Below are 26,280 nucleotides of genomic sequence, written 5' to 3' on the forward strand. Positions count from 1 at the left end.
CCTGCAAATGGCTGCGAATAACCATCTGGCTATTCAGATGCCAGTTCGGCCCGGGGATGGTCGCGTCATGGCTGCGAGAAATTAACGTCATCAGACGATCGTCAAACGTCACCTGCGCAACGAGCGGCGTATCCGTATCCTGCTCAGACTGGCACAGCTGCACGCCTATCGCCGTAAACTGCGCGAGTTCCAGAAAGATCTCCGGATCGTCAATGTTTCGCGGGATAACCAGCACCACCTCAACATCATATTTTAGCCGGTAGTTCTGGATCGCGGTGCGGAACTGACGGGCATACAGATCCCACTCATTCAACGGCCCACTCATCCACAGCGTGAGCTTTCGCCCCCCATCGTTGATGGCCCGCCGCAGAGTATCTTCAATGCTCCCAGGGCAATATTGCGCATCAGCCAGAGAGAATTTCTCCTCATCCGGCAAGCCAATATAGTGGCTGAAATCCGCCCCCAGCCAGGCCAACGCCGCTTTACGATCCAGTAGATCGTGATCGTGGCGGGTCTGTGAATCGAGCAGGCACTCGCTACAGGCGGTATCGCAGTGGTGGCAGCCCAGTTGCTTCACCATTCCCTTCAGCACGGCCTCAATATGCAATGGCGCGCTGGAAGCAAAGCCCGCACCGCCGCTGATAATATCGTACAGCTGTACCGCCAGAACGGATTGCTCGTTCTCCAGCCTGACCGGGCGCACCGCGTAGCCCAGCTCCGCTGCGGAAACGCCCAGCACGCTCGCCAGCGAGCGCCGCAGCGCCACGGCCAGCGTCATTGCAACAATACGCCCTTCTTCCGTGTTATCAGCAATATACTCTCCGTCCTGCGGGCGACGGACAATCAGCTCGAAGACATCCGTTCTGGCCAGCGCTCCCAGCGTGACATTTTTATTCAGCGCCATTGAACCCGGGCAGATAATCCGCTGATTCTGACTATCCCGGTCGGCCTTTCCAGGACGAGGCGGATAGTGTGCTTCCATGGATTTCGGTGCATCCGTGAGGTTGAGCATCGACTCCGCGCGACCGCAGCTCAGGCACAGCGCATAGCCGTGGCCGCCTTCCCCCATACTTTGCTGGAACACATTACCGTCCGCCCCGGAAGCCATAAAGCCCATCAACGGGTTCGGCAGCGGTACACCCTCGGCCTTAACAAATACCCAGGCCGGCACAACCGGAATGAATTTCATGGTCTCAATATTATTAGTCACCGGATCGTGCGCATCCGTCACAAAACCCGCAGGCTGTAAAACCTGACGTCGGTTTTCAGGCGTGATGCGCTCACCGCACGCATCATTGGTACAGAATAAATCTCCCGAACCGCCAATACCTTCCTCATAGCCTAACGTACCGCATTTGTGACAACGCCAGGCGCTATCCAGGCGCTGAGCTTCATTGGTATCAGCATTGAGATTATGCCAGTGCAGAGACACCCCAGCGGAGCGGAAGACCCGTCCATCAAGGATAATCTCCGCGCCCGGCGCATACTCACGGATCGCCACGGAAAGGTTGCGTGAAGGCAAGCCTTTATAACGCGAGACGTTATCTTCACGATCGCTCTTATCACGGACTTTGTACGTTTTCTCGCGGATATAATCTTCCATGGTGAAGTTATCAAAAGTGACAACATCCGTTGGGAAGCCATATCCAGGCAGGAAGGTTCTGGCCGCCAAATCGCGCAGCAGATACTCGCCGCAGTGCCGTTTTTTCTCTAGCTCCAGACGTTTGCGATACGGCGTATTGGGCTGCGATTCACTTTCCTGCTTAACAAGATCGCGATAAATTCCCAGCCAGCGCTTCTGCAGCGCCGCAATCGCGTCGCACGTTTTATCCCGCAGCTTTTCTGCCGCAACGCCATGAAGCGCGGTGCCTTTAACCAAGCGAACCAAAGCTGCATCAATACTCAGCGTCGGACGCTCCAGCCAGGCTTTGAAACGGTTACACACCGACTGTTCAAGCTCTTCACCAAAGAACCACTGACTATTAAGGCTGGTGCGTTCTTTTTCGGTTTCACCGATGACATGGCACAAATAATCTGACAGCAGCAGAGAATTGACGTGGCGCTGTACCAAGCGCTCAGAATTCATTGCCACCATCGGCGCAGGGATCACCGTTTCAAAAGGCCAGAGAGGGTTAGCAAAAACCTGCCGATCGTGCGGGTTGCCTTTGCACAACGTGTAAGAAATAGCGCGGGACTCTTTGCTACGCCCGGCACGCCCGGCACGCTGCAAATAGTTAGCGGGGTGCGGCGGGACGTTATTCATCACCACAGCAGAAATCCCGCCAATATCCACGCCCATTTCCATGGTGGTTGAACAGTTAAGAACGTTGAGCTGTCCGTTTTTAAACATACGTTCATAACTTTGCAGACGTTCGGATGATTGCTGGGCGGAATGCTCTGCCGTGCGGTAGTAAAATCCACCTTCAACGACGCGATCGTTAATGTCCGTCCAGAGGTTTTGCGAACGTAATTGCGCCACCAGAGGGTCCTGCCCCAGCCAGTCACGAACTTTTCTTAACCCATCGACATAATCATCCTGAGAACGATCGTGCTGCCAAATCTCAGGCAGCGTCACCGCCTGGGCGACAAAGGCGTCATATTGTGCACTGGTCAGCCGTTCAAACTGAATATGCATTGGCAGATAAGGCGTCAGACCTCTGAAAGCCGTCGCCAGTAATTTATTGGTTACCGGGCAAATGTAGGCTTTTTGTACCAGAGAGAATGTCAGATGCTCTTTAGGTAAATAAAAACGGTTGCCGTCGGATTTCAATACCGCTAATGACCCCGTCAACTGAAGCCAGGCCTCTTTTAGCCACGCATTAACGATATCGATTGTGACCGTATTTACGCTGCTGAATTTAGCGCCGAGGATCAAAAGTTTGACCAGGCGCTGCGTGACGTTACCGTGACGAATTTGCGGCCAGCGTTTAACCTGGTTGTCATCAGGTTCTTTCGAATCGGGGTTACGGACAAATTTTGAAGAGAAACGGCTACCGATCCAGTTTTTCAGATCCTCATCCAGCTGGGTGTAGTTGCTTTCCCTGACATAAAAATCCAGCGTAACTCTAAGAAAATCACGCCAGTCATCCAGAGTTAACCCTTTATCTTGCCAATGAGCAGGAATGCTATGCGCCTTCTCCAGCCCCTGATAGCCCACCTGAACCAGCCCTTGTGTCTCCAGGCTGTTGGTGCGTTTCGGGCGTCGCATAAATTCACGGAAAAGCAGCATTTCAGCGAGCTTTAAAGGACCACCATTTTCAGTGAAGATTTCAGGCTTGAGATAGTGGTTATACTGCAAGATAGGACCTTTGATATCCGCCTTATCTTTCAATTCCTTGACCATTTCAGGCCAGGAAAGAGAAATCAAAACCGTATCGACTTTTCCGCCAGTGGCTTGTTGTATAGCCTGTTCAAGAAGGGCTAATTCTGCTTCAGCTTGTTTTGCCGCATCAGGCATTCCCCACTGCAGTAAGTTTTTAATCCTGATTTTTCCCTGCTCGGCCATTTCAATCATTTCTTTAACATTGGCCTGATCGTTAGGTTTGTTGACTATTTTTTGTCGTTGATGCCAAGAGAGAATATCCACCACGCTACCACGCAAACGGCTGCGCTCCGCTTCCTGCTGCATCCGCACCGCCATTCGTGCCGTTCCCTGACGGCTATCAGTGAAGGTGATCAGTCGACGCCCTCGTCCAGGCAAAGAAAGTGGGCCAACCCCCTCTTTACCTTCATCACTGATAAAGTCCTGACAATATTCCAGCACGGTAGGCACTATATTCGTCACATAAAAAGGCCCACCTAACAGTGCCCGCCGGAAGGGCTGTTTACCTTTGCCCCCTCTATAACCGCAGTTGCTGGCGCTACAGACCTGCTCGATATCATTCATCGCCAGCGGAATACTATCCGGGTTAACGACGCCAATACTTCGAGTGTGGCGATCGAGGCGCTGCACGATATAGCCCATTTCGGTATTACATTCCGCGGCAATAATATGGGGTGGCTGGAATACCTGTTCTTTTTGAACTTTTTCACTCGAAGAGTCAAAATCATCAGGTGCTTCATCCTGCAGCGAAAACTCATCCCCGCCTTTATTATCCCACTGTACAAGCTTTCCTTTTTTGTCCCGGGCAAGTAAATGCGGTTCATTACACTCATTACAGAACGCGAGTTCATATACGGGGCTGCCACACTCGCAATTTTGCCGCTGATTCACATACACATTGCCAAAAGGCCATCCTTTATCCAGCGCAGTATTAAGTTTAGCGGAACACTGTTTATCCACGCAGGCCCATATCCCTTGGGTATTACGCTGGAAAATATGCGCCCTGACTTTCAGGAATGCCGGTTCCTCCGCATTCGGAAGCGTACCGGTGCAGAGATCGAGCCAGCGCAAAATATCCTGCTGAGTGTATTGATGTTTTGTTAGCTCATTCAAACGCTGGGTCAGCGTCTCAAGCTTCATCGGTTTGGGTTGGCTCACAAGCATTTCGCGGAGATGACGCGCTTGCGGTGAGTGGGTCAGCGCGGTGTAGCGCTCAAGGCTAATACCGTCCCCATAAGAATCAGGAATATGCTCAAGCTCATCCAGGGATAAAGAAAGATGCTGACACGGCTCCAGATCAGGAATGACGCGGCTACCTCCCAGAACATCAATACGTTCCTGTGGCACACCGGACAGCTCAGATAAGAATTTTTTCAGCTGCTTTTCAGCATCATTTCCGGCAATAGTCGCAGATGTTGCAACAAAGCGGACATCATCAGGTGTAACGCCAAATGCCGTCATGACACGACGGAGTTGTAAAGCCAGTTCAGCAGCCTGAGATCCTACATAGGTATGGGCTTCATCCAGAACGATCCAGCGTAATGATTTTTCCGCTTTAGATTTCTGAATAATAGGTGCATCAACCTGACGCACCATCATGTATTCCAGCATGGTACCGTTTGTGACCAGAACAGGCGCAGGTTCCTCACGCATTTTCTCACGCGAAAGCACCTCGTTTGGCCGGTTTGCCTGCTCACTTTTTACTGAGGCATGCAGCTCTTCAGTATTACCGTTATACAGACAGTACCGAATCCCGGTTCCAAAACCTCGGGTCCAGGCATCTAAACGTTCACGCTGTGAATTGATCAGGGCATTCAGGGGATAAAGGAAAAGGGCTCGAACGCCTATGAGCGGTTTTTTCCCGTTGTCCCGTAGTTCACGATAAAGATCTTCCAGCACCGGAACCATGAAGCACTCTGTTTTACCCGAGCCCGTGCCGCTGGTCACAACCACCGAATGTTTTTTATCAAGTAATGCTTGCCAGCTGGCTAACTGATGTGTGAACGGTTTCCAGGTTGAGCCAAAACGATAACGTCCGTTTTCTTCGTTATCGAGAGAATCAACAACCTCCTTACTCAGTAACGTTTGCTTTGTGGCAAGATCCCTCATCGTGAAATTTGACTCTTTCCAGCCAAATGTCTGTTCAAACACGGGGGAAGCCAGAAATGTTCCATCCTTTCCACATTCAGCCGCCATCTGCTGCGCAAGGTGCTCGCGAAGATGCGGGTTGGTTACGCCCATTATGCTCAGCGTAGCTTCCGTCGAACGAGATAACGACTGTTCAATCAGCGAAGAAAAATAGCGTGTAGTCATCCTTATTCCTTTTTATTTTTCAGCCACATTACGCAATAAGCAATACTGGAAAATGGCATTAAACCATCGCGAGTCAAAATCTCTGACTTGTCTTAAGAAAAATACGGCACCAGGTTTATTTTCAAAAACGCTGTCAAATGTTGTTTTGCCACATGCAACAGCGGCAGCAAATATGGGGAGCAAAGTGACGGAATATCGGTAGCTAGTATCAGGCGAAACCTCTATAACGGGATCCTTTTGCGACGTATACCAACGAAAAAGACCCGGCCCGCCAAACTCAGGCCAACGAGATTCACCATGTTCACGTAAGAGCTCCTGATACCACTCATGAATGATGTCTTTTATCATTTGTGCCGGAAAAGTCGGTGGTAATTTCCCTTGGTCTAACCATATTTGCACCTCGCTGGCATAGGTTGGAAATACAGTCCCTAATTGCTGGAACATTCGACCCAGTAGCTTTGTCTGCATTTCCTCCGGAGCACCTTTATGAGTCAGAAACGCTCGAAAACACATCGCGGCGTGTTTAACCTCGGTAATAGGCAAAAACTCCCAGAAAACAGGAAACTCGCTTTCAATACGGCTGAGATAATCAATGGACATCTCAAATTTAAACAGTGACATTGCCAATGCCTGTGGATGCTGGACCAAGGCACGCCATACCTCAAAAGTAGCCAGCGGTAAATATCCAAACTGATCGTATAAGTTACGTAAGAACTGCCATCCCGAGTGTGCAGGGTCGCTCGCCATTTGTTCCAGAACTAACGTAATGGTATTTACACCCGACCGGGGATTAAAAAGCTGCGTTGCCTTTTGCAGGGATTGAATTGCCGTAGTATCGCTTTGGATGACCGGCTCGCCTGCAATGTAGCAAGGCCGAAATGAAGCTTCTTCACCTTGTTTTGGAACAACTATCCATGGGCCATTTTTTTGTATTGTCGAACTTAATTCGAATTCACCGACCGGTACACCTTCGCTCATTCTCGATACAAGCGGTATTGCCTTTCTTTCTGGCTCACTGAGTAACATAATAACGGGTGAAGGGATCTGTCCTGTACGATTGCTCACTGAATTAGCAAGAAGCAGCTGCATTTCCCGATTATACTCAAGGCTATATTTATAGCGTCTGATTTGCCAGGTAAAGGAACTACCTCCGCCCTCAATACGCATATCCACCGTTTGATCAATCCCTTCTTCCAGGGAAAGTAAATTGTCAATATGCTCCCTTAAACTGTATAAAGTAAGCTCTACCGGGCTTTCTCCCGCACTATAGCGCCACTCATACCATGCCTGCATTCCGCTACGGGAGCGTAAACGTAGTTCAAGTTGGTATCGCGTAGGTTCGCCATTTTTTCCAAAAAGAAAAGCCCTGGCCCCCAAAAGATCGTTAATTGTTAAATTCTTCGGCAAAGGTTTCTCATCTTTATCGAAGACAAGGCAACCTCGGGCAGGGAAAGGGAGAGAAATAACAACGGGATTTGCAGCAAGGTTTGGTGTTATCTGCAGTGAAATTGATGCCGGGGGAACCCCCTCAGTTTTCATCATTATTTCTGTGCAGCCTGGTAATCGCTTCCTATCAATCTCCAGTGATTTTTCTTTCAAACTATACAAACAAGGATGTTTGGTATTAATAATGAAAGACCCTTCGTTTGCTTGTTCTCCATTTTTTATTTCCAGGCAAAAATCATTGGGAAGAATACCTATTTTCTTGCGCAGTAGCGTTTCATTATTCTCGTTACGCACTGAAATAAACTGAGCACCCATTTCCTCTTGCACATCACAATTATCTATAAATGTGCCGTTGAAAAAAAGTTTATAATGATGAGTTAATAGATTCTCAGAATTTTGGGAAATACCAGGAACACCAAGGAAGAGCTCATCTGGGTAGCTTGTCCAGTTTAATCGCCTCCCCTGGAAAGAGAACCCAGTCTGGATAATCTGCTCTCTTCCTGTCTTTATCCGGTACGTTTCATCGCCTTCAATCAGAATATCCTGGCGCCCTTTGACAATCAGAGCACGGTATCCCAAAGGCGAAAAATCGGTTTCGCAATCCTCGAGATCTGAGGCCAGACAACCATCCTTTGGCAATACAATGAGCACATGACTGCCACGTACGCTGCAAGATGCTTGTCCTTGTAGCAACCATTCACTTTTATCAAAAACAAAAACTAATGGCACATCGCCAACGGCAACCTCACTTCCCTCCAACAGCCTGGAGCCGATAAGCATCCCTCCTGCTCTCGCCACAATAAACAAGCTGGCAGCGGGCTTTTTCCGAAAAAACTTAATTTCACGCTTACGAACTCTCATTTTAGCCTGTGAATTGCTCAGCGTTGCATAGGCAGGCCCCAGGCTCGCAATTTCGCTACCATCTTCATAAATAGCAAGCTCGAAACGCGTTGTAGAAGGTTCACTATCAATCGAAAAACTCAGCTCTTCCGGCAGAGAAATGAGAGCCTGTAAAGCCTCAGGATGATTTTCTGACCATAAGAACTGGCATAGGGTTGTTCTATTTTTTTGAAGGCGAGGTTTGGATTCAGTAGACGCTGTTCGTAAAAGCCCATTAAGGAAACTGGTCCCTGTATCGTCATCAAGAGGAACGGGGAAGTTGTCCCGCCACTTAGGATGAACACGATCAAGCTCTTTTACGGGTTCGGTGTGGTTACTCAGGTCATAAATTTGCACAAGAGACACTAACTGTTCAGCCATCCGACTAATAAGCTCAACTGAAGTATCCTCTTTGAAAACGACTGGCAGGGATGATTTTTCTACCGCCGCATAAACTAAAGTAAACGTTGGAATGTTAGAAGATTGGGCCTGATCGTATTGATTAAGAATGAGAGAGAACATCGACTGAAAACGGCTATTAGATTCCTTTAGCAACCTGAAAGGTAGACCGCCTTCACTGAATAAGGACCCTAAAAAATTCCTCCTTTCTGTATCATAGAACCGCACGGGGCGCCCCCAGTACTCGTCCAGGCCTTTAGGGATTATTTTCCCCATTTCCGAGGAAGATGCTGATACGCCTATCGTTTTATAAATTGGCTCCCATGCCCATCCACACTCCCTTTCATAATCTCTTCGATACCACTCTGAGCAGAACAATGTGAAGCAGGCTGCGTATCCTTTATCACTTTTGTAACCATCGGGTAACCCTATCGCCCTCAGCAACCGCTTCAATTCGCCATATTCATCACTCGTTGCATGGTACTCATAAAGAGGGCGATTATCAGGTTTTCTTAAACTTCTACGATTTAGAAATTTGACTAACCACGGAGTACACTTAAGTATTGATATATGTTCTGTATGACTCAAAGTATGCTCCTTTTATTTTCATAGTGAATAAATATGATAGGAAGATATTTTTATATGGTAAAATAAAACTCAAAACTGTTCAGTATACATCCTTTCTGCATGGACACCACCTCCAAATTTAAGTAGGTTCCTTAATGAAGGATAGATAGTGTCACTTATTCCAATTATTTGATTTAACAGAAAAATACACTAAGAAGATGTTAAACTTTTATCTATAATTGAAAATGTAAATATCACATACAACTATAGCAATGAATAGGCCCAGAGAGTTCAGAAAATCGAGAAACAGGAAACTAGTGAGTTATTTTAATGGAAAAAACACAAAAAGTCCGCTCTTGAGCGACATGATTGTATCTTTTGGTGTGAAGATCAACTCTCAATTCCCATACATACCTTTGGTCTTTTCCAAAATACCTAAAGCCTGACACGACAAGGGAACAAGATGAGGAGTCCGCATCTTTGAACCACGCTGAGAATGTTTAACACCGTCCAACGGTTCACGCTCACCGGGGATTGTCCACATGGCCGTTTCAAAATCTACTTCTGACCAACGAGCAAATCGCAGCTCGCTCGAGCGGATAAAGACTAACAAGGTAAGTTCGACAGCAAGTCGGGTTAACGGTCTGCCAGAGTAGTGATCAATGCGGTGAAGTAATTCGGGAATACGTTCAAGATCCAGAGCCGCACGGTGCTTTCTTTTCGCTGTAGCAACCGCACCAGCAATCTCTTGCGCGGGGTTGTAATCGATTAAGCCGCTCTGAACGGCAAAGCGCATAATCGCGGTAGTACGCTGCTGTAAACGGACGGCAACTTCGAGCCGTCCGGATGACTCGACTGCTTTGATGGGTACAAGCAGATCCCGTGTCTTCAGTTCCGCAATGTTCCGCTTACCGATAGCAGCAAAGAGATTATCTTCAAGGCTTTTCAAAACAAAGGCTTTTCAATACACGAGCGCTATGCGATGCCGACCATTTTTGATTACTAGCGTGCCATTCTCTGGCAACCACTTCAAACGTTATTGCCTCTTGCTCCTGCTCTACCTTAACGGCTTTCTTGTTTTCACTGGGATCGATGCCATTAGCTAATAGCTTACGGGCCTCATCCTTACGTGCCCTGGCATCCGCCAGCGAGACTTCAGGGTATTTCCCCAACGCCAACATATTCTCTTTACCACCAAAGCGATAACGAAGCCGCCAGTATTTTGAGCCATTCGGGTGAACCAGCAAAACCATGCCTTCACCGTCGGTCAGTTTATAGGCTTTTGCTTCAGGCTTAGCCGAACGAACCTTCACATCACTCAGAGCCATGATGAGTATCCTTTCAAGGGTTCTATGTGGGTACAAACATTATCGAACCGGAATATACCCGCAGTTGTACCCGCATCAGTAAGTTGATGTAGATTGAATCAGGTTGACTTAGGTTGAATGAAAAAGCGAGGAAAGCCTTGCGGATACTGGATTTCAGGCACAAAAAAAGACGTCCGTTGACGTCTATTGATGTTCCGATGGTGCCGAAGGCCGGACTCGAACCTAAGTCTCCACAACCTGCTGTAATCACGTTCCTGTTAGCCTTTAAAAGAACAATCGTAGGACCTTTTTGTTGTAGGGGCTACATCTTAAGTTTGATCCGGTGAACGAAATCAAACCGAGTGTTCGTGACGCCACAAAACACCAACGTATCATACCTATCTTTTGATGTTTATGGAGGTATGCTGGGTCGGGAGGCAAGAACGTTTGTCAGCTATGTGGGTAGTAAGTAAACGCCACTGCGTTCGGATTTTGAAACCAGTTAAACCCCTGCAGAAATTGTTCAGAAAAACCATTTAACTCAATGTTATTGATATGAATTAATCCATTCAGAGTCAAAGTAAAACGCCACCGTAACGCCTACGTAACGCACCCGCATTTTGCTGTTTTATTCACTCTTACAGAAACCAAGGGCTGATGAAACGTAAGACTATCAGCATCTAATGAATACTGTTCATCCATACAGCGTTAAAGTTCATAAACTTACATTTAAGTTACTTTTCCAGTTTGTCCCAACGCACCGCTGACACAATGCCCCAATTGCCGCTGGCATTGGGCCTACGCCACTTTGCAGTCTCCATGCTACGTAAATACTCAAGTGCTTCGAAAAACGTGCCAAAACGCTTTTGCGCTACTTTCTCACCTACTGCAAATGAACCATCACGGGAGCTAGCTAGACCGGGATTAAAACATGAGCCATCCGCCGCATAGGGAACCAACAGTTCCAGGTCGGTATCTTCGGATGAGTCAGACGCTAACAACTGCCACGGCTCAACGCTCAGAGCGTTAGCCAGCACCTCAATCGCATCCAGAGACGCATTAGACCCACCGCGTTCAATGCGGCTCATATAGCTACGAGCAAACCCACACCGATCAGCAAACGCCTCTTGGCTCAATCCGGTGGCTATACGCAGTTCTTTTACCCGCTCGCCAAACTGTATTCTCAGGGATTTTCTCATGCACTGAATGTGCAATTTTGACCACTGAAAGGCCACGCTCCATATGAGACATTTTGAATCCACCCTAACTTCAGTGGGCTGAGTCACTCGCATTAGCCGCCTGCCTCATGACAACCCTTAACGATTCAAAATGAACACCAATAGTGACATTTAAAACCCACAAAGTATTATGATCGTCATCGGTTGGTCGTCCCCAACATTCGCTAGTAGGCGCGATGTGGTTTTGAAAATGAGGGAATCATGGCGGGATCAGGTTTTTTATTACCAATGGTGGCGGGTATCGCGCTTAGTTGCGTCAGCTATGGATTTGTTGCTCGCATTGTTTCAAAACGTCAGATCAGCACGCTACGCGCAGTTTCATGGGGGATTCTTGGCACTCTCTCATTGGTGCTAGGCGTGTGCGCATTTTCTGCTGTAAGCGCAGAACACCCAGCAGCGAAAAACGAGACATCGTGCTTAGGTAACGCCCCGGAATGCTATGCAAAAGCGCACCACAACCCCGTCAAAGAGTGCAAGCAGGTAATGGACAAGAAAGCAGCGTTTAGCCATGTGTGGCAGGAAAGTGAAGCGCGGCCAGTTTTCAACACTTACCTTTGGCACAACGAGCAAAAGAAAACGATTCAAGCATTTGGACAACAGGCTAAGGCCATTAACAGCATGAATATGCTGATACCACTACAATACTTTTGTGTTTTTAACGCCAACACCGGGGAAGTCATCGCGGCTTCATTTGAGTAACCACCATAAGCCCCCCGAATTTATAAGTGGGGGCATTCCACCTCGTAGATCTTCCTGGCTGCTCTAACCGGAAACGGTGCCACAATCTTTTTCACGCTTTGAATCTCCCACGCGCCCCCCAACTCGAGATTGCAATGAAAGGGCATGAACGTTTAAAGCAACGCGGCTATAGTCGCTCTGGAAACACCGTATTCACGCGCTAACGCACTGACACTGGTTCCGCTATTCTTTTTCTCTATAATCGCCCTACGGGCTTCTGGTGCGATTTTAGAAGGTCTGCCCAATTTTTTGCCCTCGGCTTTTGCTCGCGACAAACCCGCTTGGGTGCGTTCAATCAGTAGATCACGCTCCATCTCCGCAACTGCTGCCAGCATCGACAACAAAAGCTTACCCGCAGCGGAGGTGAGATCCGTTGTGCCAAGCTGGTGGACGATCACCTTGATGCCGCGATCAGATAACAATCGGACTGTCTGGAGCGCGTCAATAGCATCACGCCCCAAGCGGTCAAGTTTTGCTACAACCAGCGTTTCATCGTCCCTGATCTTGCCCAGCAACTCTGAGAATGCTTTGCGCTGCATAGCAGGGGTTTTCCCGCTAACGACATCAGTAAACCAAAAGTCAAACGTCCAACCAGCTTGCTCAAGCTCCAACCTCTGGTTCTCCGTATCTTGCTGAGCGGTAGAGACACGCCCGTAGCCGAAAATCGCCATTCTCAACACCTCTCAATACCTGTCAGAAAACGGTGTCAACAATAGGACGCCTGCCAACAATTGCCAAGGCTAATTTTTCAACATCCCGGAAGATACTTGCGAAGAGGTGCCAGAAAATGGTCGTTTGTTGGCACTCCGGATCTGTTTATACATACAGCAGAGCGTTGCCGCGGAAAACCGGATGGCATAACATGAAATTCTCTGGGCCAAAAAAGGAACAAAAATGATTGCTCTCAACACAGTCAAGGGAATCATTGAGATCAGCAGTTGGCATGATATCGTTGAGCGCCCGCATTTTCGCTCAAACATCAACCCTACAAACGTTGACCTTAAAGAGATCATCGGTAGCTACCAATTTCCAGAAGATGTTCCGTGTGGACTCACAACATGTCATCAACCGCATAAACGTGGTTATATCGTAGTGACAAAAGAAGGTTACGAAACCAACATCGGAAAAGATTGTGGCAAAAACTACTTTTCCGTAGATTTCGTCGAAATGAAGACGCGGTTTGATCGAGATGTTAAAACCTCACTACAACGCGACAACGTCCGCAAGGCAAAAGAAACTGCATCACAACTCCTTGAGCATGTCGAGGGATTACGGAAACAGCCTAAAGGGGCTGATTGGATCTACTCTCGTATTGAGAGACTCCGCAATCGCGGTGTAATTGGTGAGGCAGCGGCTAACGAAATTCGTAAAATGCTTAAGGAGAGACGTAAAGAGCTACTCTCTTCTCGTCTTGCATCGAAAGAAGAAAGAGAGCGGGATTTTTCCATGAATCCGTCTTTGGAGGATAAATTTCGTGGCCAACCTTATTACATTACTATCGTTACAGGCTCGATTAACCACCTCGAAGCAATGTCTAAAGACAATGATCTCAAAGAACTACTGATCCGTAGCGTTACACAAACACTAAGGCAATTAATAGATTGTGATGTCGATAATTTGAAGTCTCGTGAACTTGCACAATTGTCCAAAGAAGCAAGCAACATTCAAGCAAAAATTAACATGGCCCAAGAGATCATACCGCTTGCACAAAAATTACTGACAGCTTCAAATCTTGAGCCGCTTGCCTTTTGGGTGGAAGAACATCATGGAGAACGAGCAGCGGCCCCCTTTAAACGCTTTATTGAACAACTCTAAACAAGATAACGCTCTTGCACTGAAGCCTCAAAATGTTACTATCAGTATACATTTTGGGGTTTTGGTATACAGACGCTTACCCAAAATGGCGTATCAACAAGGCTCTACAACTAGCGGAGCCGGGGTTTAAAGCGGGCGCACCGTTACCCACTGGTCTGGTTCCGAAAGGCGGCGTATGCCAGGGTGCGTGAGGTTGTGTAAGGTGCTGAGTCTTGGACTTGCACAACCAATAAGAATAGTGAGTTATCATGTTTTGCAAAGGGTTTACGTCGTGAGCCTTTTTTAAAGCAGAGTAGCTCACATCGCCGATCCAAGCAGGGACCCGGAGAAGAGGTTAAAACTCTGGAAGCCTGATTAGCCAAGTGCCTCACTGCAACTCATCGCATTGGCCCTTAGGGCTAGGCTGTGTCCCTTAATCGTCTGAGCTATAGTAACCATCTGTTTCTACAACATATTGAACTATGGCCCGCTACGACCTTCCCGATGAAGCATGGGATATCATCCAGCCTTTACTGCCCGCTCAACCTGCAACACCACGGGCCGGACGCCCATGGGCGGAGCATCGTATGATCATCAATGGCATGTTCTGGGTGTTGTGCTCTGGTGCCCCATGGCGTGATTTACCTGAACGATACGGCCCATGGAAAACCGTATATAACCGCTTTAACCGGTGGTCTAAGTCGGGTGTGATTAATATTATTTTCAACAGGTTGCTTTCTTCTCTTGATGCTCACGGCCTCGTTGACTGGTCAGCTACTGCGCTGGATGGCAGCAATATCCGGGCACTCAGGTGCGCCGCCGGCGCGCAAAAAAACATCCCGATATCGCCGGAGATCATGGGCTGGGTCGCTCTCGCGGTGGTTTTGGCACCAAAATCCATATGGCGACGGATGCAGGCGGTCTCCCGTTAAATATCGTGCTGAGTCCCGGACAGGCTCACGAAAGCCAGTTCGCATTACGCCTTCTGGACGGAATTGGTGTTCAGCGCCAGAACGGCAGCATGAAACGTCGTGGTTATGCGGTGCTGGCTGACAAAGCCTACTCAGGACATGCGCTTCGCAATGAGCTGAAACGAAAAGGGATAAAAGTGGTTATCCCGCGGAAATCTAATGAAAAAATGGCAGCAGATGGTCGTTCACAGCTTGATCGTGATGCTTATCGTAATCGCAACGTTGTTGAGCGGTGTTTTGGCTGTCTGAAAGAATACCGTCGCATTGCCACGCGTTACGACAAAACGGCGAGGAATTATCTGGCGATGGTGAAACTGGGTTGCATTAGACTGTTTTACAAAAAATTATGCAATTAAAGGACACAGCCTAGTTTTGCTCCCCAGAAAAGAGGTTTATAAAACATATAAAAACAAAACAAGAAGTTAAAAAGAAAAGACAACACAAGAACCAAGTTCTTGTTGTCTTGAAGTTTCAACTTAGAACCCACCAGACCCCCTAACCCACACGACAAAAGCTACCGGAAAAATTATCGCGCCGAAAAGTGGATCTCCTAGGTTTGGAAGCGCCCCTATCAGGCATTGCGTTCAAAAACTTCGGCGATTGCAGGCTTTTCCTTATAGAGGCAAACGGCCTAGGATGTTAAGCGACGCGGTAAAGCTAAAACTCGCCCAGATTTCTCATTGATTGCTCGAACTCCGCTACGCTTGTTTCAACTGGCTTTGCCAGTCACTCTATGAGAGCGCCGCGAATTCTGCACCATGATTTCACTACCTTCTTTAAAACACTCGCCAGAGAGCCTTACAGCGCGTTTGAACCGCATATCGCAGCTTCTACTTACGGATGACTGTCTGATTAGCAGTAGCTTCATGGCCCAGTCCGGTTTACTTTATTGCTATCAACTAGGAGCCCCCCAAGGGCAACACGGAGATAACGCTTGAGAACCGTCGAAATACTGCAATACACCTTACGTAAAGGCAGCGGTGCCGCTTTTCACGCCATAATGCAGGAAATCAGTGTTCCCCTACACCAAAGCCACGGGATCGATGTTGTTTCGTTTGGCAACTCGCTTCATGACCTGGATTGCTACTACTTGATTCGCGCCTTTGACAGCGCTGAAAGCATGACTTCGGTTCTCGATGCTTTTTACGCAAGCGCAGACTGGCGCAGCGGCCCACGCGAAGACATCGTTGGCAGCATAGAGAACTGCATTAAAACAGTGATTAGCCTACCATCAGAAAGCGTGAAAGGGCTGCGAGTGCAATCGTAGGTAATCAAGTGTATTAGCTTAGATTTGACCTAAAACAGCTAAGGCAGATAGCCAAACCTAATCTGACAGGCAGCTTTGTGCCAGGAGCGGACGGTTTGTAATAATTCATGCTCTTTAAAAGAGCTTTGCATATCATTGGATACGCAATAATCTTATCTAGCCCTGATAGCTGAGGGTAGGATAGAAATGCTATTAAGAACTTAGTAAGCCACTGAAGAGAGATATGGATGAACTCATTACCAAACCAAAAGATTGTATTTCATCAGCCTGATTCATGTCGTCACTGCCAATCTGACTATGTAAGTGACGTTAAAGTTATGACTATTGAAAAGAATTTGAGTTACGGTTGGAAGATCCACGGTAAAGGAGCTCTACATGTTGAATGCAGTTGCCCGATGTGTGGAATGATGTACACCGCTGCTGAAACAATGATTCCAATTGAATGTGATAGCTATCTTTGTCCAAGTTGTAATGATGCAGCAAACCTTGAATACAAAGTTTGTAAAATAGAAAGAGACGAGAATGATTTTACATTTGAGGCTGAAATTTCTTGCAAGAAATGTCATAAGACAAATAAATTTAGACACGCATTAAAGAGACTTCTAAATATAAAGAAGTTAGAAATAAAAACGACTGGGGTTAGCATTGAGCGATTTAACGAATAGTAATAAATACATTATTGCTGGTTCTCGATACTTTTCATTGTTAAAATACATTGAGAATGATAAGTAATCATGATTGTGATTATTAAGAAAACCGGCATAACAAAAATTCGAGTGCAATTTCATTATATAATTTAACTGTGTTAATAACCAAAGCCTGCATTGCGCAAGCTTTGGACTTTTGTGATTAAAGATAATGGTATGTGCAGTGCCCATCACCAGAAGTATGTGAGACTTACCCTGCGTGACAGTCCTCTCAGTGCCAGAAGCGGAACTTGCTTACATCATGCTATGTTAGTTTGCTGGGAGCAGGTCAAAGATGTTCACCGCGCCTATGCTTCAGCAACACCTTCCAGAACTTTTCAAGGAATAGAGAAATGGCTCGTAAGTATGTTTATGGTGATAAACCAATCCGCACAACAACCGCTGAGATAGTGGAAAACGAGTTTGCTGGAAAGGCTACGGCTGCTCAGGTCGATGCAATTTTAAAGAAAAGATTTCCACATTACAAAGACAATACTTATTTGAATCTGATAGTTAACGCAGTTAACTGCAATCGTGGTCACTGGAGTTTTAACAGGACTGCCAGACGAACAGATGATGCCACCCATCGCCACCATGAATATGATCGACTTTTCAAGCGCGGAAACGTTTTCGAGGTCTATGATTCCGCACTTCATGGTGTGTTTGAAATCTATGAAGCTTCAGACGGCAAATGGCTAACACGTCCGGTTAAAAGTGAGTTTGAAAAGGCCATAGAAACAGCGTCTCAACTTACCTCAGAACAACGTAGAGAGAAGCTGGCTACAGCCAACACCACGCCAGAAAGGGTCATTATAAAGAGCTATACCTTCAAGCGTAATCCCCTCGTTGTAGCAGAGGTATTAGCCTTAGCTGGAGGTAAGTGTCAAAGCTGCCTACGTGACGCACCATTCAAGCGGGAAGATGGTAGACCGTATCTTGAAGTGCATCATGTGGAGTGGCTTGCTAACGGTGGAGAGGACTCTGTTGAAAATGCTATTGCACTCTGTCCGAACTGTCACCGCGAAGCACACTACGGCACGCTTGTGTTGAAGCCGACTAACATTAAGTAGTCTTCTTATAGCCCTCAACGTCTGCTCCTCGCTCAAGGCGGATTGTTAGACTTGATTGTATGCTGTCAGAGAAAACGTAAGCGCCCCATCTGCGACGTCTTGTGAAAATTGTCCTGTCTGGCAACAATCGCGCCCATCTATTTTGATGGACACGAACGATGAATTCCCAGACAACAAAAGATATTCCCTGCTTCCGTTCTTATTTGCCTGATGCCCTGCGTTTAAGATTTGAAGATAAACTGACCATCCGGGCCATCGCTCAGCGCCTCGGTCTCAGTCATTCCACAATACATACGCTTTTTCAGCGCTTTATTGCATCCGGTATCGCATGGCCATTGCCCGATTCAGTCTCATTCGCTCAGCTTGACGCCATCCTTTATGCCAACAGAAAAAATGAATCCACTCGCCCTGAAATCAGCGAGGAAAAATGGCGAAAAGAACGGCGAGCCAGCTACAGCCGTGAATTTAAGGTCAGTCTGGCTAAGCAGGCATTACAACCCGGTGCTGTTGTTGCCCGGATCGCCAGAGAGCACGATATCAATGATAACCTGCTGTTTAAATGGAAAAGCCAGTACGAGGACGGCTTACTGAGCGATGATGATATACAGGAATGCATGCCTGTCCCGGTGGCACTGACTGATACGCCAGAGCCGATCAGACCAGTTACAAATCCCTTCTGGCGTAACAAGCCTGATGAGTGCCCTGAGTGCGATCCCGAAAACGTCCCACGGTGCGAGCTGCATCTTAAATCAGGTGTGGTAAAACTGTTTGACCCTCTCACTCCGGAACTGTTACGGGCGCTAATCCGCGAAATGAAAGGCGGTGCCCGATGATAACTCTGCCAACCGGTACCAGAATCTGGATCATCGCTGGCGTCACAGATATGCGTTGTGGCTTCAACGGGCTGGCTTCGAAGGTGCAGAATACGCTGAAAGATGACCCGTTCTCCGGGCATATCTTCGTCTTCCGGGGCCGCAGTGGCAAAATGGTGAAAATACTGTGGGCCGATCGTGACGGGTTGTGCCTGTTCGCCAAACGCCTCGAGCAGGGCCGCTTCGTGTGGCCGGTGACCCGCGACGGGAAAGTGCATCTGACACCCGCCCAGTTGTCCATGCTTCTGGAGGGGATCGCGTGGCAACATCCAAAACGGACGGAACGGCCTGGTATACGGATATAACCCGTGATAAAACAGGGGAATGAACAACACACTCCCCGACGACATCGAGCAACTGAAGGCCCTGCTGATCGCACAGCAGGCGGTTATCGTCCGTCTGTCCGGTGAAATAACCGGCTATGCCCGCGAGATCGACTCACTCAGGGCGCTGGTCGCTAAACTGCAGAGAATGTTGTTCGGCCGCAGCAGCGAGAAAAACCGCGAGAAGATAGAAAAGAAGATCGCGCAGGCAGAAAAGCGCATAACCGAGCTCCAGAACAGGCTTGGCGAGGCGCAGTCGCAACTCACCTCAATGGCCGGAGATACGGGATCAAAAACATCAGACACTCCCGCCCGCAAAGCGCTTCCGGTAACACTCCCCCGTGACAGGCGGGTTATCTCCCCGGCAGAAACCGAATGCCCGGTCTGCAGCGGCAAACTAAAACCGCTGGGGGAAAGCATCTCTGAACAGCTGGATATCATCAACACTGCGTTCAGGGTAATCGAAACGGTCCGCCCAAAACTGGCCTGCAGTCGGTGCGACTGCATCGTGCAGGCACCACTGCCACCAAAACCCATCGAGCGCAGTTACGCCAGTCCGGCTCTGCTGGCACGCATTATCATGGCGAAGTTCGCTGAACACCTGCCGCTGTATCGTCAGTCGGAAATCTACGCCCGGCAGGGCGTGGAGCTGAGCCGCAATACGATGGGGCGCTGGGTTGACATTATGGGAGAACAACTTCGTCCGCTGTATGATGAACTGAACCACTATGTGCTGATGCCGGGTAAAGTGCATGCAGACGACACGCCGGTGAGTGTACTGGAGCCTGGTCAGGGTAAAACCCGTACCGGGCGGCTGTGGGTCTATGTTCGTGACGATCGTAACGCCGGCTCAACCATGCCGGCTGCCGTGTGGTTCTCCTACTCTCCCGACCGCAAAGGTATCCATCCACAGCAACATCTGGCGGACTACAGTGGTATCCTGCAGGCCGATGCCTACGCGGGTTACAACGCTCTTTATGAAAGCGGGCGGGTAACCGAAGCGGCCTGTATGGCACATGCCCGACGCAAGCTCCACGATGTTCACGTTCGCCATCCAACGGCGGTAACAGCAGAGGCGCTGAACCGTATCGGGGCGCTGTACGCCATCGAATCGGAGATCCGCGGTAGTCCGGCAGAAGAGCGACTGACAGCCAGGAAAGCCAGAAGTGTTCCGCTGATGCAGTCGCTGTACGACTGGATACAACAGCAGATGGGCACGCTGTCGCGTCACTCAGATACGGCGAAAGCGTTCGCATACCTGCTGAAACAATGGGATGCACTGAACGAATACTGCCGCAATGGCTGGGTGGAGATCGACAATAATCTGTGCGAAAACGCACTTCGAGTGGTGGCGCTGGGACGGCGTAACTACATGTTCTTCGGCTCTGATAGTGGTGGTGACAGTGCGGCAGTGATGTACAGCCTGCTCGGAAGCTGCAAACTCAACGGCATCGAGCCGGAGGCCTGGCTGCACCACGTGATCAGTGTCATCAATACCTGGCCTGCCAACCGCGTGAAAGATCTGTTGCCCTGGAACGTCACCCTCTCTGTAAACTAATTTTTACCCCACGTCCTTCACGAGGCGCTTACGAGAAAACCGTCAGATCAATTCTGAGCTAATGCAAATCAAGTCTCACCAGACGCATTTTAAGCGTCTCCAAATTTGGCACTATTAAATCCACGACCTTTAATAAAAAATGCGCCAGGAAGCGTCCCAGCGCATTCAAGAGCATAACTCAACTGAATAGTAACTGACTCAACCTGTTTGTTTGCCACGCTTTCTTCGCAGCGCATCTCTTACAGCATCCAGCCCATCAGGAATGTTGAATCTCGCTATCTCGGGCAAAGAAAAATCAATCTTTTCGACAACCTCAACCATGTGAACCGGTTTTAAATCTTTGCTGTATCGCACTTCAGTTTCTGTTTTGCCGCGCACATGCCCAAGTAGCTGCCCACGCAGTTCCGAACTAACACCCTTCTCTTTAAGCAAAGTTGAAACAGAATGCCGGAAAGAGTGGAAAGATTTGCTTCTGTCTCTTTCAAGTTTTAATCGACCCGCAAGCAATGATTCATTGAACCATGCGGAAACCGGCCTACCATAGCCTTTAGTTTTATGTGGTTTAAGCTCGGGAAAAAGACGGTCATACCCGGCAGCTTTCAACGCATCCACATACTCGATAAAACCGAGTTCAATCAGCGTAGAATGAACCGGAATCTTGCGGCGGGGATTGGCGTTTTTTAGTTTCTTTCCGTTTTCGCTATCGCTTTCAAGGTTCAGGTAATAAACGCCGTCATCTGCCAGAACATCGTCCAGTATTAACTGTGCAATCTCGTTAACCCTTGCCCCCGTCATCAAGCCCAATAACGGCGCCCAATAGTGAAACGGGCAATATTGATGGAATCGCACTTGCGCATTACGTTCAACAGTTCCAGCCACAAACCACGGTTGCGAAAAAATTGCCTTAATTTCATGCGGTTCAAATATGTCAGTGTGATCCTGCTCTCGCTCACCTTTGTCATCGGGAGGGAAAAAGTTGTCGCATGGCGATTTCAGAAACTTACCATCATCAACAGCCCACTCCATTGCACCATAAAGGCCGTTGATATACTTTTTGACAGACTCTTCTGTCATCAGTTTATCGCCACATTCTGCCGCTTTGGCGATTAACTCATCCAGCGTCTTAACCCCGTGCTTACCTTTCATCAAATTACGGTTAGCAGGAATTGTGCGCAACTTGCTCTCATAAGCCCGGAGGAAATCACGGTCGAAATCTTCCAACTGAATATCCCCCATCACTTCAATCATCAAATCGAAGTAATAGCGAATATCGCGGAGCGCCGCTTCTGATACCTTGCCCTTACGCCGATGTTTCAAATACTCTTCACGAAGCCATGACAAGTTTTCATTGTAATGTTTGCGGTGAACATATTCGTTAGCGATAACAGGAGCGACAAGAGGCACGGCAGGGTGAATGCTAACTGCTGGTGGCGTGGTCTTAACCAGCCATGTAAGTCGAAGGCCTTCAGCATGAACTTTGCTAATCAAGAGGCTATCAGCAGTTATATCTACGCCGGGTAAATCGAAGAACCAACCTCCACTTTGGTTATCACCACTAGTTCGAAATGCAGCCTCTCCTTCGGATACTCCAGCGCTCAACAGACAATCTAAAGTATGCCGGGGATTGAAGGGGCGGAGATAACCATTTGCGAAGCTCTCGATACCCAGCTCAAACGCGCTATTGAGAATGATGACTTCTTTAGGTTGATCCTTTTCATCATCAGACTGTTTTTCTCGTTTTGCACCGGGTTCCCGCTCTACTGCATTAAATTCATCAACATAGAAACCGAACTGACCAGTCGCCAGCCAGAATACCGGGAGGTTACGATTAATCACCTCTCGAATCAATTGCGATATAGGCAACTCGATTGACTGAGCAAAGTTAGAAAGCGAGATCATACCCTCACCAGCAAGCAGTGGGGCGCAGTCACTTAAAGTTCGATAGTCCAATTGTTCATACTCTTGTAAGGTCTGATACCAGACCGCCAACAGGAGCGCGGACTTCTGCTTTGCTTCATGAAGATCGTGAGTGCCTGTTGAAGTGTGAATCTCACACTGTCCTGCGTATCGACGAAAACGTTGGGGAACGCTAATGCGGACAATATAAATGCCGCTGGTTCGACGATAGAGGTTATAACGCTGAGACATCGCTTCGTATACCCTTTTGTAGTAGGGCAACGCGATATTGAGGTCTAGAAACAAAAAAACCCTTACAAAATAAGGATTTAATTGAGTCATGGTGCCGAAGGCCGGACTCGAACCGGCACGTATTTCTACGGTTGATTTTGAATCAACTGCGTCTACCGATTTCGCCACTTCGGCACTGAAGGGATACGGAAACGTTGTGGATTATACCTGTCGATGGCCGCCATGCAAGCAGCAGCGTGTCTCCGCCACGCTAAGTGTCGAAAAAAACAGCGCCAGGCCCCCTCAGGACCGTCTCAGGTCACATTTTCCTCCTCTGTTGCCCGGCAAAACTCCCTGCGCGACCGCCTCCCCCTCCCCTTCCATTGCCCGTCTGTCTGCCTCATTCTGCCAGGCATCGCCCTGCCTCATGCTCTACACTGTCTGTCTATCTCCGCCAAACCAAGGAAATCGTGATGAGCACAATTAAAAGCTACGCCGCCAAAGAAGCGGGCGCCGATCTGTCGCTGTGGGAGTACGACGCGGGCGAACTGCTGCCGCAGGACGTCGAAGTGCAGGTCGAATACTGCGGCATCTGCCACTCCGACCTGTCGATGATCGACAACGAATGGGGCATGTCGAGCTATCCGCTGGTTGCCGGCCACGAAGTGATTGGCCGCGTAGCGGCGCTGGGCAGCGCGGCGCAGGATAAAGGGCTGAAAGTCGGCCAGAAGGTTGGCATCGGCTGGACGGCGCGCAGCTGCGGGCACTGCGACGCCTGCATCGGCGGCAACCAGATCAACTGCCTCGAAGGCTCGGTACCGACCATCATCAACCGCGGCGGCTTCGCCGATAAACTGCGCGCCGACTGGCAATGGGTGATCCCGCTGCCGGAAAGCATCGATATCGAATCCGCTGGCCCGATGCTGTGCGGCGGGATCACCGTCTTTAAACCGCTGCTGATGCACCACGTCACCGCCACCAGCCGCGTGGGCGTCATTGGTATCGGCGGCCTCGGCCATATCGCCATTAAACTGCTGCGCGCCATGGGCGCTGAAGTCACCGCCTTCAGCTCCAACCCGGCGAAAGAGCAGGAAGTGCTGGCAATGGGCGCCGATCGGGTGGTGAACAGCCGCGATCCAGAAGCCTTAAAAGCACTGGCCGGCCAGTTCGATCTGATCATCAACACCGTGGCGGTGGATCTCGAATGGCAGCCGTACTTCGAAGCGCTGGCTTACGGCGGCAACTTCCATACCGTCGGCGCGGTGATGAAGCCGCTGCAGGTCCCCGCCTTTACCCTGATTGGCGGCGACCGCAGCATCTCCGGTTCGGCCACCGGCAACCCGTCCGAGCTGCGCAAGCTGATGAAGTTCGCCGGACGCAGCAAAGTGGCCCCGACCACCGAGCTGTTCCCGATGTCGCAAATCAACGACGCGCTGAAACACGTGCGCGAGGGTAAAGCCCGCTATCGCGTGGTGCTGAAAGCCGACTTCTAACGCCACCTTCTCCGCCGGGCGGCCCGTCTGCCCGGCCTGTTCCCTCATCCGCGCCCGCTGAGGTTCATTAAACGGTCATCTCCCCGCCATCCCCTTGCAGTCATTCGTTCTCACAATCCTGGCTTCCATAAACACCTGAACGAGACGTCTGCCACCATGAGAAAAACCTGGCTCCCCTGGCTGATACTGTCACCCTCCCTGCTGTTTTTACTGCTGTTTACCTGGTTCCCGCTGGGCCGTTCGGTGTACGACAGCCTGTTCGATACCCGCATGGCCAGCGACAACGCGCCGTTCGTCGGGCTGGATAACTTCGTCCGCCTGTTTGCCGATAACGTCTTCTGGCAGTCGCTGCTCAACAACCTGCTCTACATCCTGCTGACGGTGGTCCCCGGCGTGACGCTGGCCCTGCTGCTGGCGGTGGCGCTGAGCGAAAACCACCGCGTCAACCGCTGGCTGCGCACCGCCTTCTTCTTCCCGATGATTATCCCGATGGTCAGCGCCGCCGCGCTGTGGCTGTTTATCTTTATGCCCGGCCTCGGCCTGCTCGACCACTATCTGGCGAAGCTGTTCGGGCCGATGAACAACAACTGGCTGGGACGCAGCAATACCGCGCTGCTGGCGCTGGCGCTGATTGGCGTGTGGAAGTTCGCTGGCTACTACATGCTGTTTTTCCTCGCGGGGTTACAGAGCATCCCGGCTTCAACGCGCGAAGCGGCGATTATGGAAGGGGCCACCCGCAGCCAGGTGTTCTTTAAGGTCACGCTGCCGCTGCTGCGCCCGACCCTGAGCTTCGTCATCACCACGGCGCTGATCTACTCCATCACCCAGATTGACCACGTGGCGGTGATGACCCGCGGCGGGCCGGATAACGCCACCACCGTGCTGCTCTACTACATCCAGAATCTGGCGTGGGATACCCACGACCTCGGCAAAGCCTCCGCCGCCACCTTCCTGACGCTGGCCGGGCTGTTCGCCTTCTCGCTGCTTAACCTCAAACTGCTGGAGAAAGGAGCCCACTATGAGCGCTGAAGCCACTCCGCTGGTTGTTCGTTCGCAGAGCGCGTCGCATCCGCTGTGGCTGCGTCTGCGCCGTTCGCAGCCGTTCACCCTCACCGTGCTGATGTGCTGCCTGGCGCTGCTGTGGGTCAGTCCGTTTATCTGGATGCTGGCGGCCTCGTTTAGCGCCACCACCTTCGGCGAAGATATGGCCTCGCTGCTGCCGCGTCTGCCGCTGACGCTGGATAACTTCCGCGACGCCTGGGCCAGCGCCGACTGGCTGAGCCTGTACGCCAACACCCTTATCTTCACCTTCGGCACCTTCTTCGTGCAGCTGTTGACCATCACCACCGCTGGCTACGTCTTCGCTTGCCACGAGTTCCGCGGCAAGCAGACGCTGTTCCTGCTGTTCCTCGTTCAGCTGATGATCATGCCGGTAGTGATGATGGTGCCGAACATGCTGACCCTGAAGACCTTCGGCCTGCTCAACACCCTCACCGGGGTGATGATGCCCTATTTCACCTCGGCGTTCGGCGTGTTCCTGATGCGCCAGGCGTTCCTCGCCATCCCCAAAGAGCTGGAAGAAGCCGCGCTGATGGAGGGCTGCCGCTGGTGGCAGGTACTGTTCCGCGTGCTGCTGCCGATGTCGTGGCCGTCGGTGCTGGCCTTCGCCACCGTCAGCATTACCTACCACTGGAACGAGTATCTGTGGCCGCTGATGATGCTCAACGATCCCGATAAACAGGTGCTGACCGTGGGGCTGGTCTCCTTCGCCATGGGCGCCGAATCCGGCGGCCAGTGGGGCACCATCGGCGCCGGGACCCTGATGGTCTGTCTGCCGCTGATGCTGGCGTTCATCCTTTTCCAGAAACAGTTCCTGCGAAGCTTCGGCTTCTCCGGGATCAAATAAGGAG

The 26,280-nt window shown here is 49.8% G+C and carries 16 protein-coding genes, 1 tRNA gene and 2 pseudogenes; 12 read left to right on the top strand and 7 right to left on the bottom strand.

All coding sequences use genetic code 11. From position 1 onward, the window contains the following. Positions 1-27 precede the first annotated feature (27 nt). From Electrica_RS22385 to Electrica_RS22405, 4 genes and pseudogenes are all read right to left on the bottom strand, one after another. Positions 28-5,635: pseudogene (locus Electrica_RS22385) on the bottom strand (DEAD/DEAH box helicase); the annotation flags it as partial. Positions 5,636-5,647: 12 nt separating this feature from the next. Continuing rightward, a complete protein-coding gene (locus Electrica_RS22390) occupies positions 5,648-8,947 on the bottom strand; it encodes an STY4851/ECs_5259 family protein (RefSeq protein WP_141965437.1) in 3,300 nt (1,099 codons plus the stop codon). A 379-nt stretch (positions 8,948-9,326) separates the two neighbouring features. Beyond that, positions 9,327-10,254: pseudogene (locus tag Electrica_RS22395) on the bottom strand (tyrosine-type recombinase/integrase); the annotation flags it as partial. A gap of 713 nt (positions 10,255-10,967) precedes the next feature. Then, positions 10,968-11,432 (bottom strand): helix-turn-helix domain-containing protein, encoded by a 465-nt coding sequence (locus tag Electrica_RS22405; RefSeq protein WP_142255932.1) that lies wholly within the window; start codon positions 11,430-11,432, stop codon positions 10,968-10,970. Positions 11,433-11,672: 240 nt separating this feature from the next. Between Electrica_RS22405 and Electrica_RS22410 the strand changes: the two genes are divergently transcribed. After that, positions 11,673-12,170 carry a hypothetical protein gene (locus Electrica_RS22410; RefSeq protein ID WP_141965439.1) on the top strand — a complete coding sequence of 166 codons (498 nt, stop codon included), beginning with the start codon at positions 11,673-11,675 and terminating at the stop codon, positions 12,168-12,170. A gap of 152 nt (positions 12,171-12,322) precedes the next feature. Here the strand turns inward: Electrica_RS22410 and Electrica_RS22415 are convergent, their stop codons facing one another. Continuing rightward, on the bottom strand, positions 12,323-12,880 hold the full coding sequence (locus Electrica_RS22415; protein WP_141965440.1) for a recombinase family protein: 558 nt from the start codon (positions 12,878-12,880) through the stop codon (positions 12,323-12,325). A 223-nt stretch (positions 12,881-13,103) separates the two neighbouring features. Between Electrica_RS22415 and Electrica_RS22420 the strand changes: the two genes are divergently transcribed. The 8 genes from Electrica_RS22420 (at position 13,104) to tnpC (ending at position 20,750) form a co-directional block, all read left to right on the top strand. Beyond that, the gene (locus Electrica_RS22420; protein WP_111465017.1) at positions 13,104-14,024 is read left to right on the top strand and encodes a hypothetical protein; all 921 of its coding nucleotides are present in this window, start codon (positions 13,104-13,106) and stop codon (positions 14,022-14,024) included. 461 nt (positions 14,025-14,485) lie between these two features. Then, a protein-coding gene (locus tag Electrica_RS22425; protein WP_141963343.1) for an IS5 family transposase occupies positions 14,486-15,330 on the top strand; the annotation gives its coding sequence in 2 pieces (ribosomal slippage) (positions 14,486-14,831 and positions 14,831-15,330; 846 coding nt in all). Between the two features lie 578 nt (positions 15,331-15,908). After that, complete coding sequence (locus Electrica_RS22430) at positions 15,909-16,241, top strand: NIPSNAP family protein (protein ID WP_112204405.1); 333 nt, start codon at positions 15,909-15,911, stop codon at positions 16,239-16,241. A gap of 227 nt (positions 16,242-16,468) precedes the next feature. Further along, complete coding sequence (locus Electrica_RS22435) at positions 16,469-16,906, top strand: hypothetical protein (protein WP_141965441.1); 438 nt, start codon at positions 16,469-16,471, stop codon at positions 16,904-16,906. A gap of 374 nt (positions 16,907-17,280) precedes the next feature. Then, entirely contained in the window at positions 17,281-17,997 is a 717-nt protein-coding gene (locus tag Electrica_RS22440) for an HNH endonuclease (RefSeq protein WP_045281728.1), read from the top strand. A 158-nt stretch (positions 17,998-18,155) separates the two neighbouring features. Next, positions 18,156-18,830, top strand: a complete 675-nt coding sequence (tnpA, locus tag Electrica_RS22445; protein WP_141964153.1) for an IS66-like element accessory protein TnpA — start codon at positions 18,156-18,158, stop codon at positions 18,828-18,830. Further along, positions 18,827-19,174: an IS66 family insertion sequence element accessory protein TnpB gene (gene tnpB, locus Electrica_RS22450; protein WP_141964154.1), complete on the top strand. Its 348-nt coding sequence runs from the start codon at positions 18,827-18,829 to the stop codon at positions 19,172-19,174. Before tnpA ends, tnpB begins: the two co-directional genes overlap by 4 nt. 19 nt (positions 19,175-19,193) lie before the next feature. After that, on the top strand, positions 19,194-20,750 hold the full coding sequence (gene tnpC, locus Electrica_RS22455; protein ID WP_141964155.1) for an IS66 family transposase: 1,557 nt from the start codon (positions 19,194-19,196) through the stop codon (positions 20,748-20,750). A 198-nt stretch (positions 20,751-20,948) separates the two neighbouring features. Here tnpC and Electrica_RS22460 read toward each other — a convergent pair whose 3' ends face one another. Then, positions 20,949-22,898 (bottom strand): site-specific integrase, encoded by a 1,950-nt coding sequence (locus tag Electrica_RS22460; protein WP_142255933.1) that lies wholly within the window; start codon positions 22,896-22,898, stop codon positions 20,949-20,951. 89 nt (positions 22,899-22,987) lie between these two features. Continuing rightward, positions 22,988-23,072: transfer RNA gene (locus tag Electrica_RS22465), tRNA-Leu, on the bottom strand. 278 nt (positions 23,073-23,350) lie between these two features. Here Electrica_RS22465 and ahr point away from each other — a divergent pair. The 3 genes from ahr (at position 23,351) to Electrica_RS22480 (ending at position 26,276) form a co-directional block, all read left to right on the top strand. Continuing rightward, complete coding sequence (ahr, locus tag Electrica_RS22470) at positions 23,351-24,370, top strand: NADPH-dependent aldehyde reductase Ahr (protein WP_131050796.1); 1,020 nt, start codon at positions 23,351-23,353, stop codon at positions 24,368-24,370. 156 nt (positions 24,371-24,526) lie between these two features. Next, positions 24,527-25,399: a carbohydrate ABC transporter permease gene (locus Electrica_RS22475; RefSeq protein ID WP_131050795.1), complete on the top strand. Its 873-nt coding sequence runs from the start codon at positions 24,527-24,529 to the stop codon at positions 25,397-25,399. Then, positions 25,389-26,276: a carbohydrate ABC transporter permease gene (locus Electrica_RS22480; RefSeq protein WP_100684833.1), complete on the top strand. Its 888-nt coding sequence runs from the start codon at positions 25,389-25,391 to the stop codon at positions 26,274-26,276. Before Electrica_RS22475 ends, Electrica_RS22480 begins: the two co-directional genes overlap by 11 nt. Positions 26,277-26,280 lie beyond the last annotated feature (4 nt).

Source organism: Klebsiella electrica, assembly GCF_006711645.1.
GTDB classification, from domain to species: Bacteria; Pseudomonadota; Gammaproteobacteria; order Enterobacterales; family Enterobacteriaceae; genus Klebsiella; species Klebsiella electrica.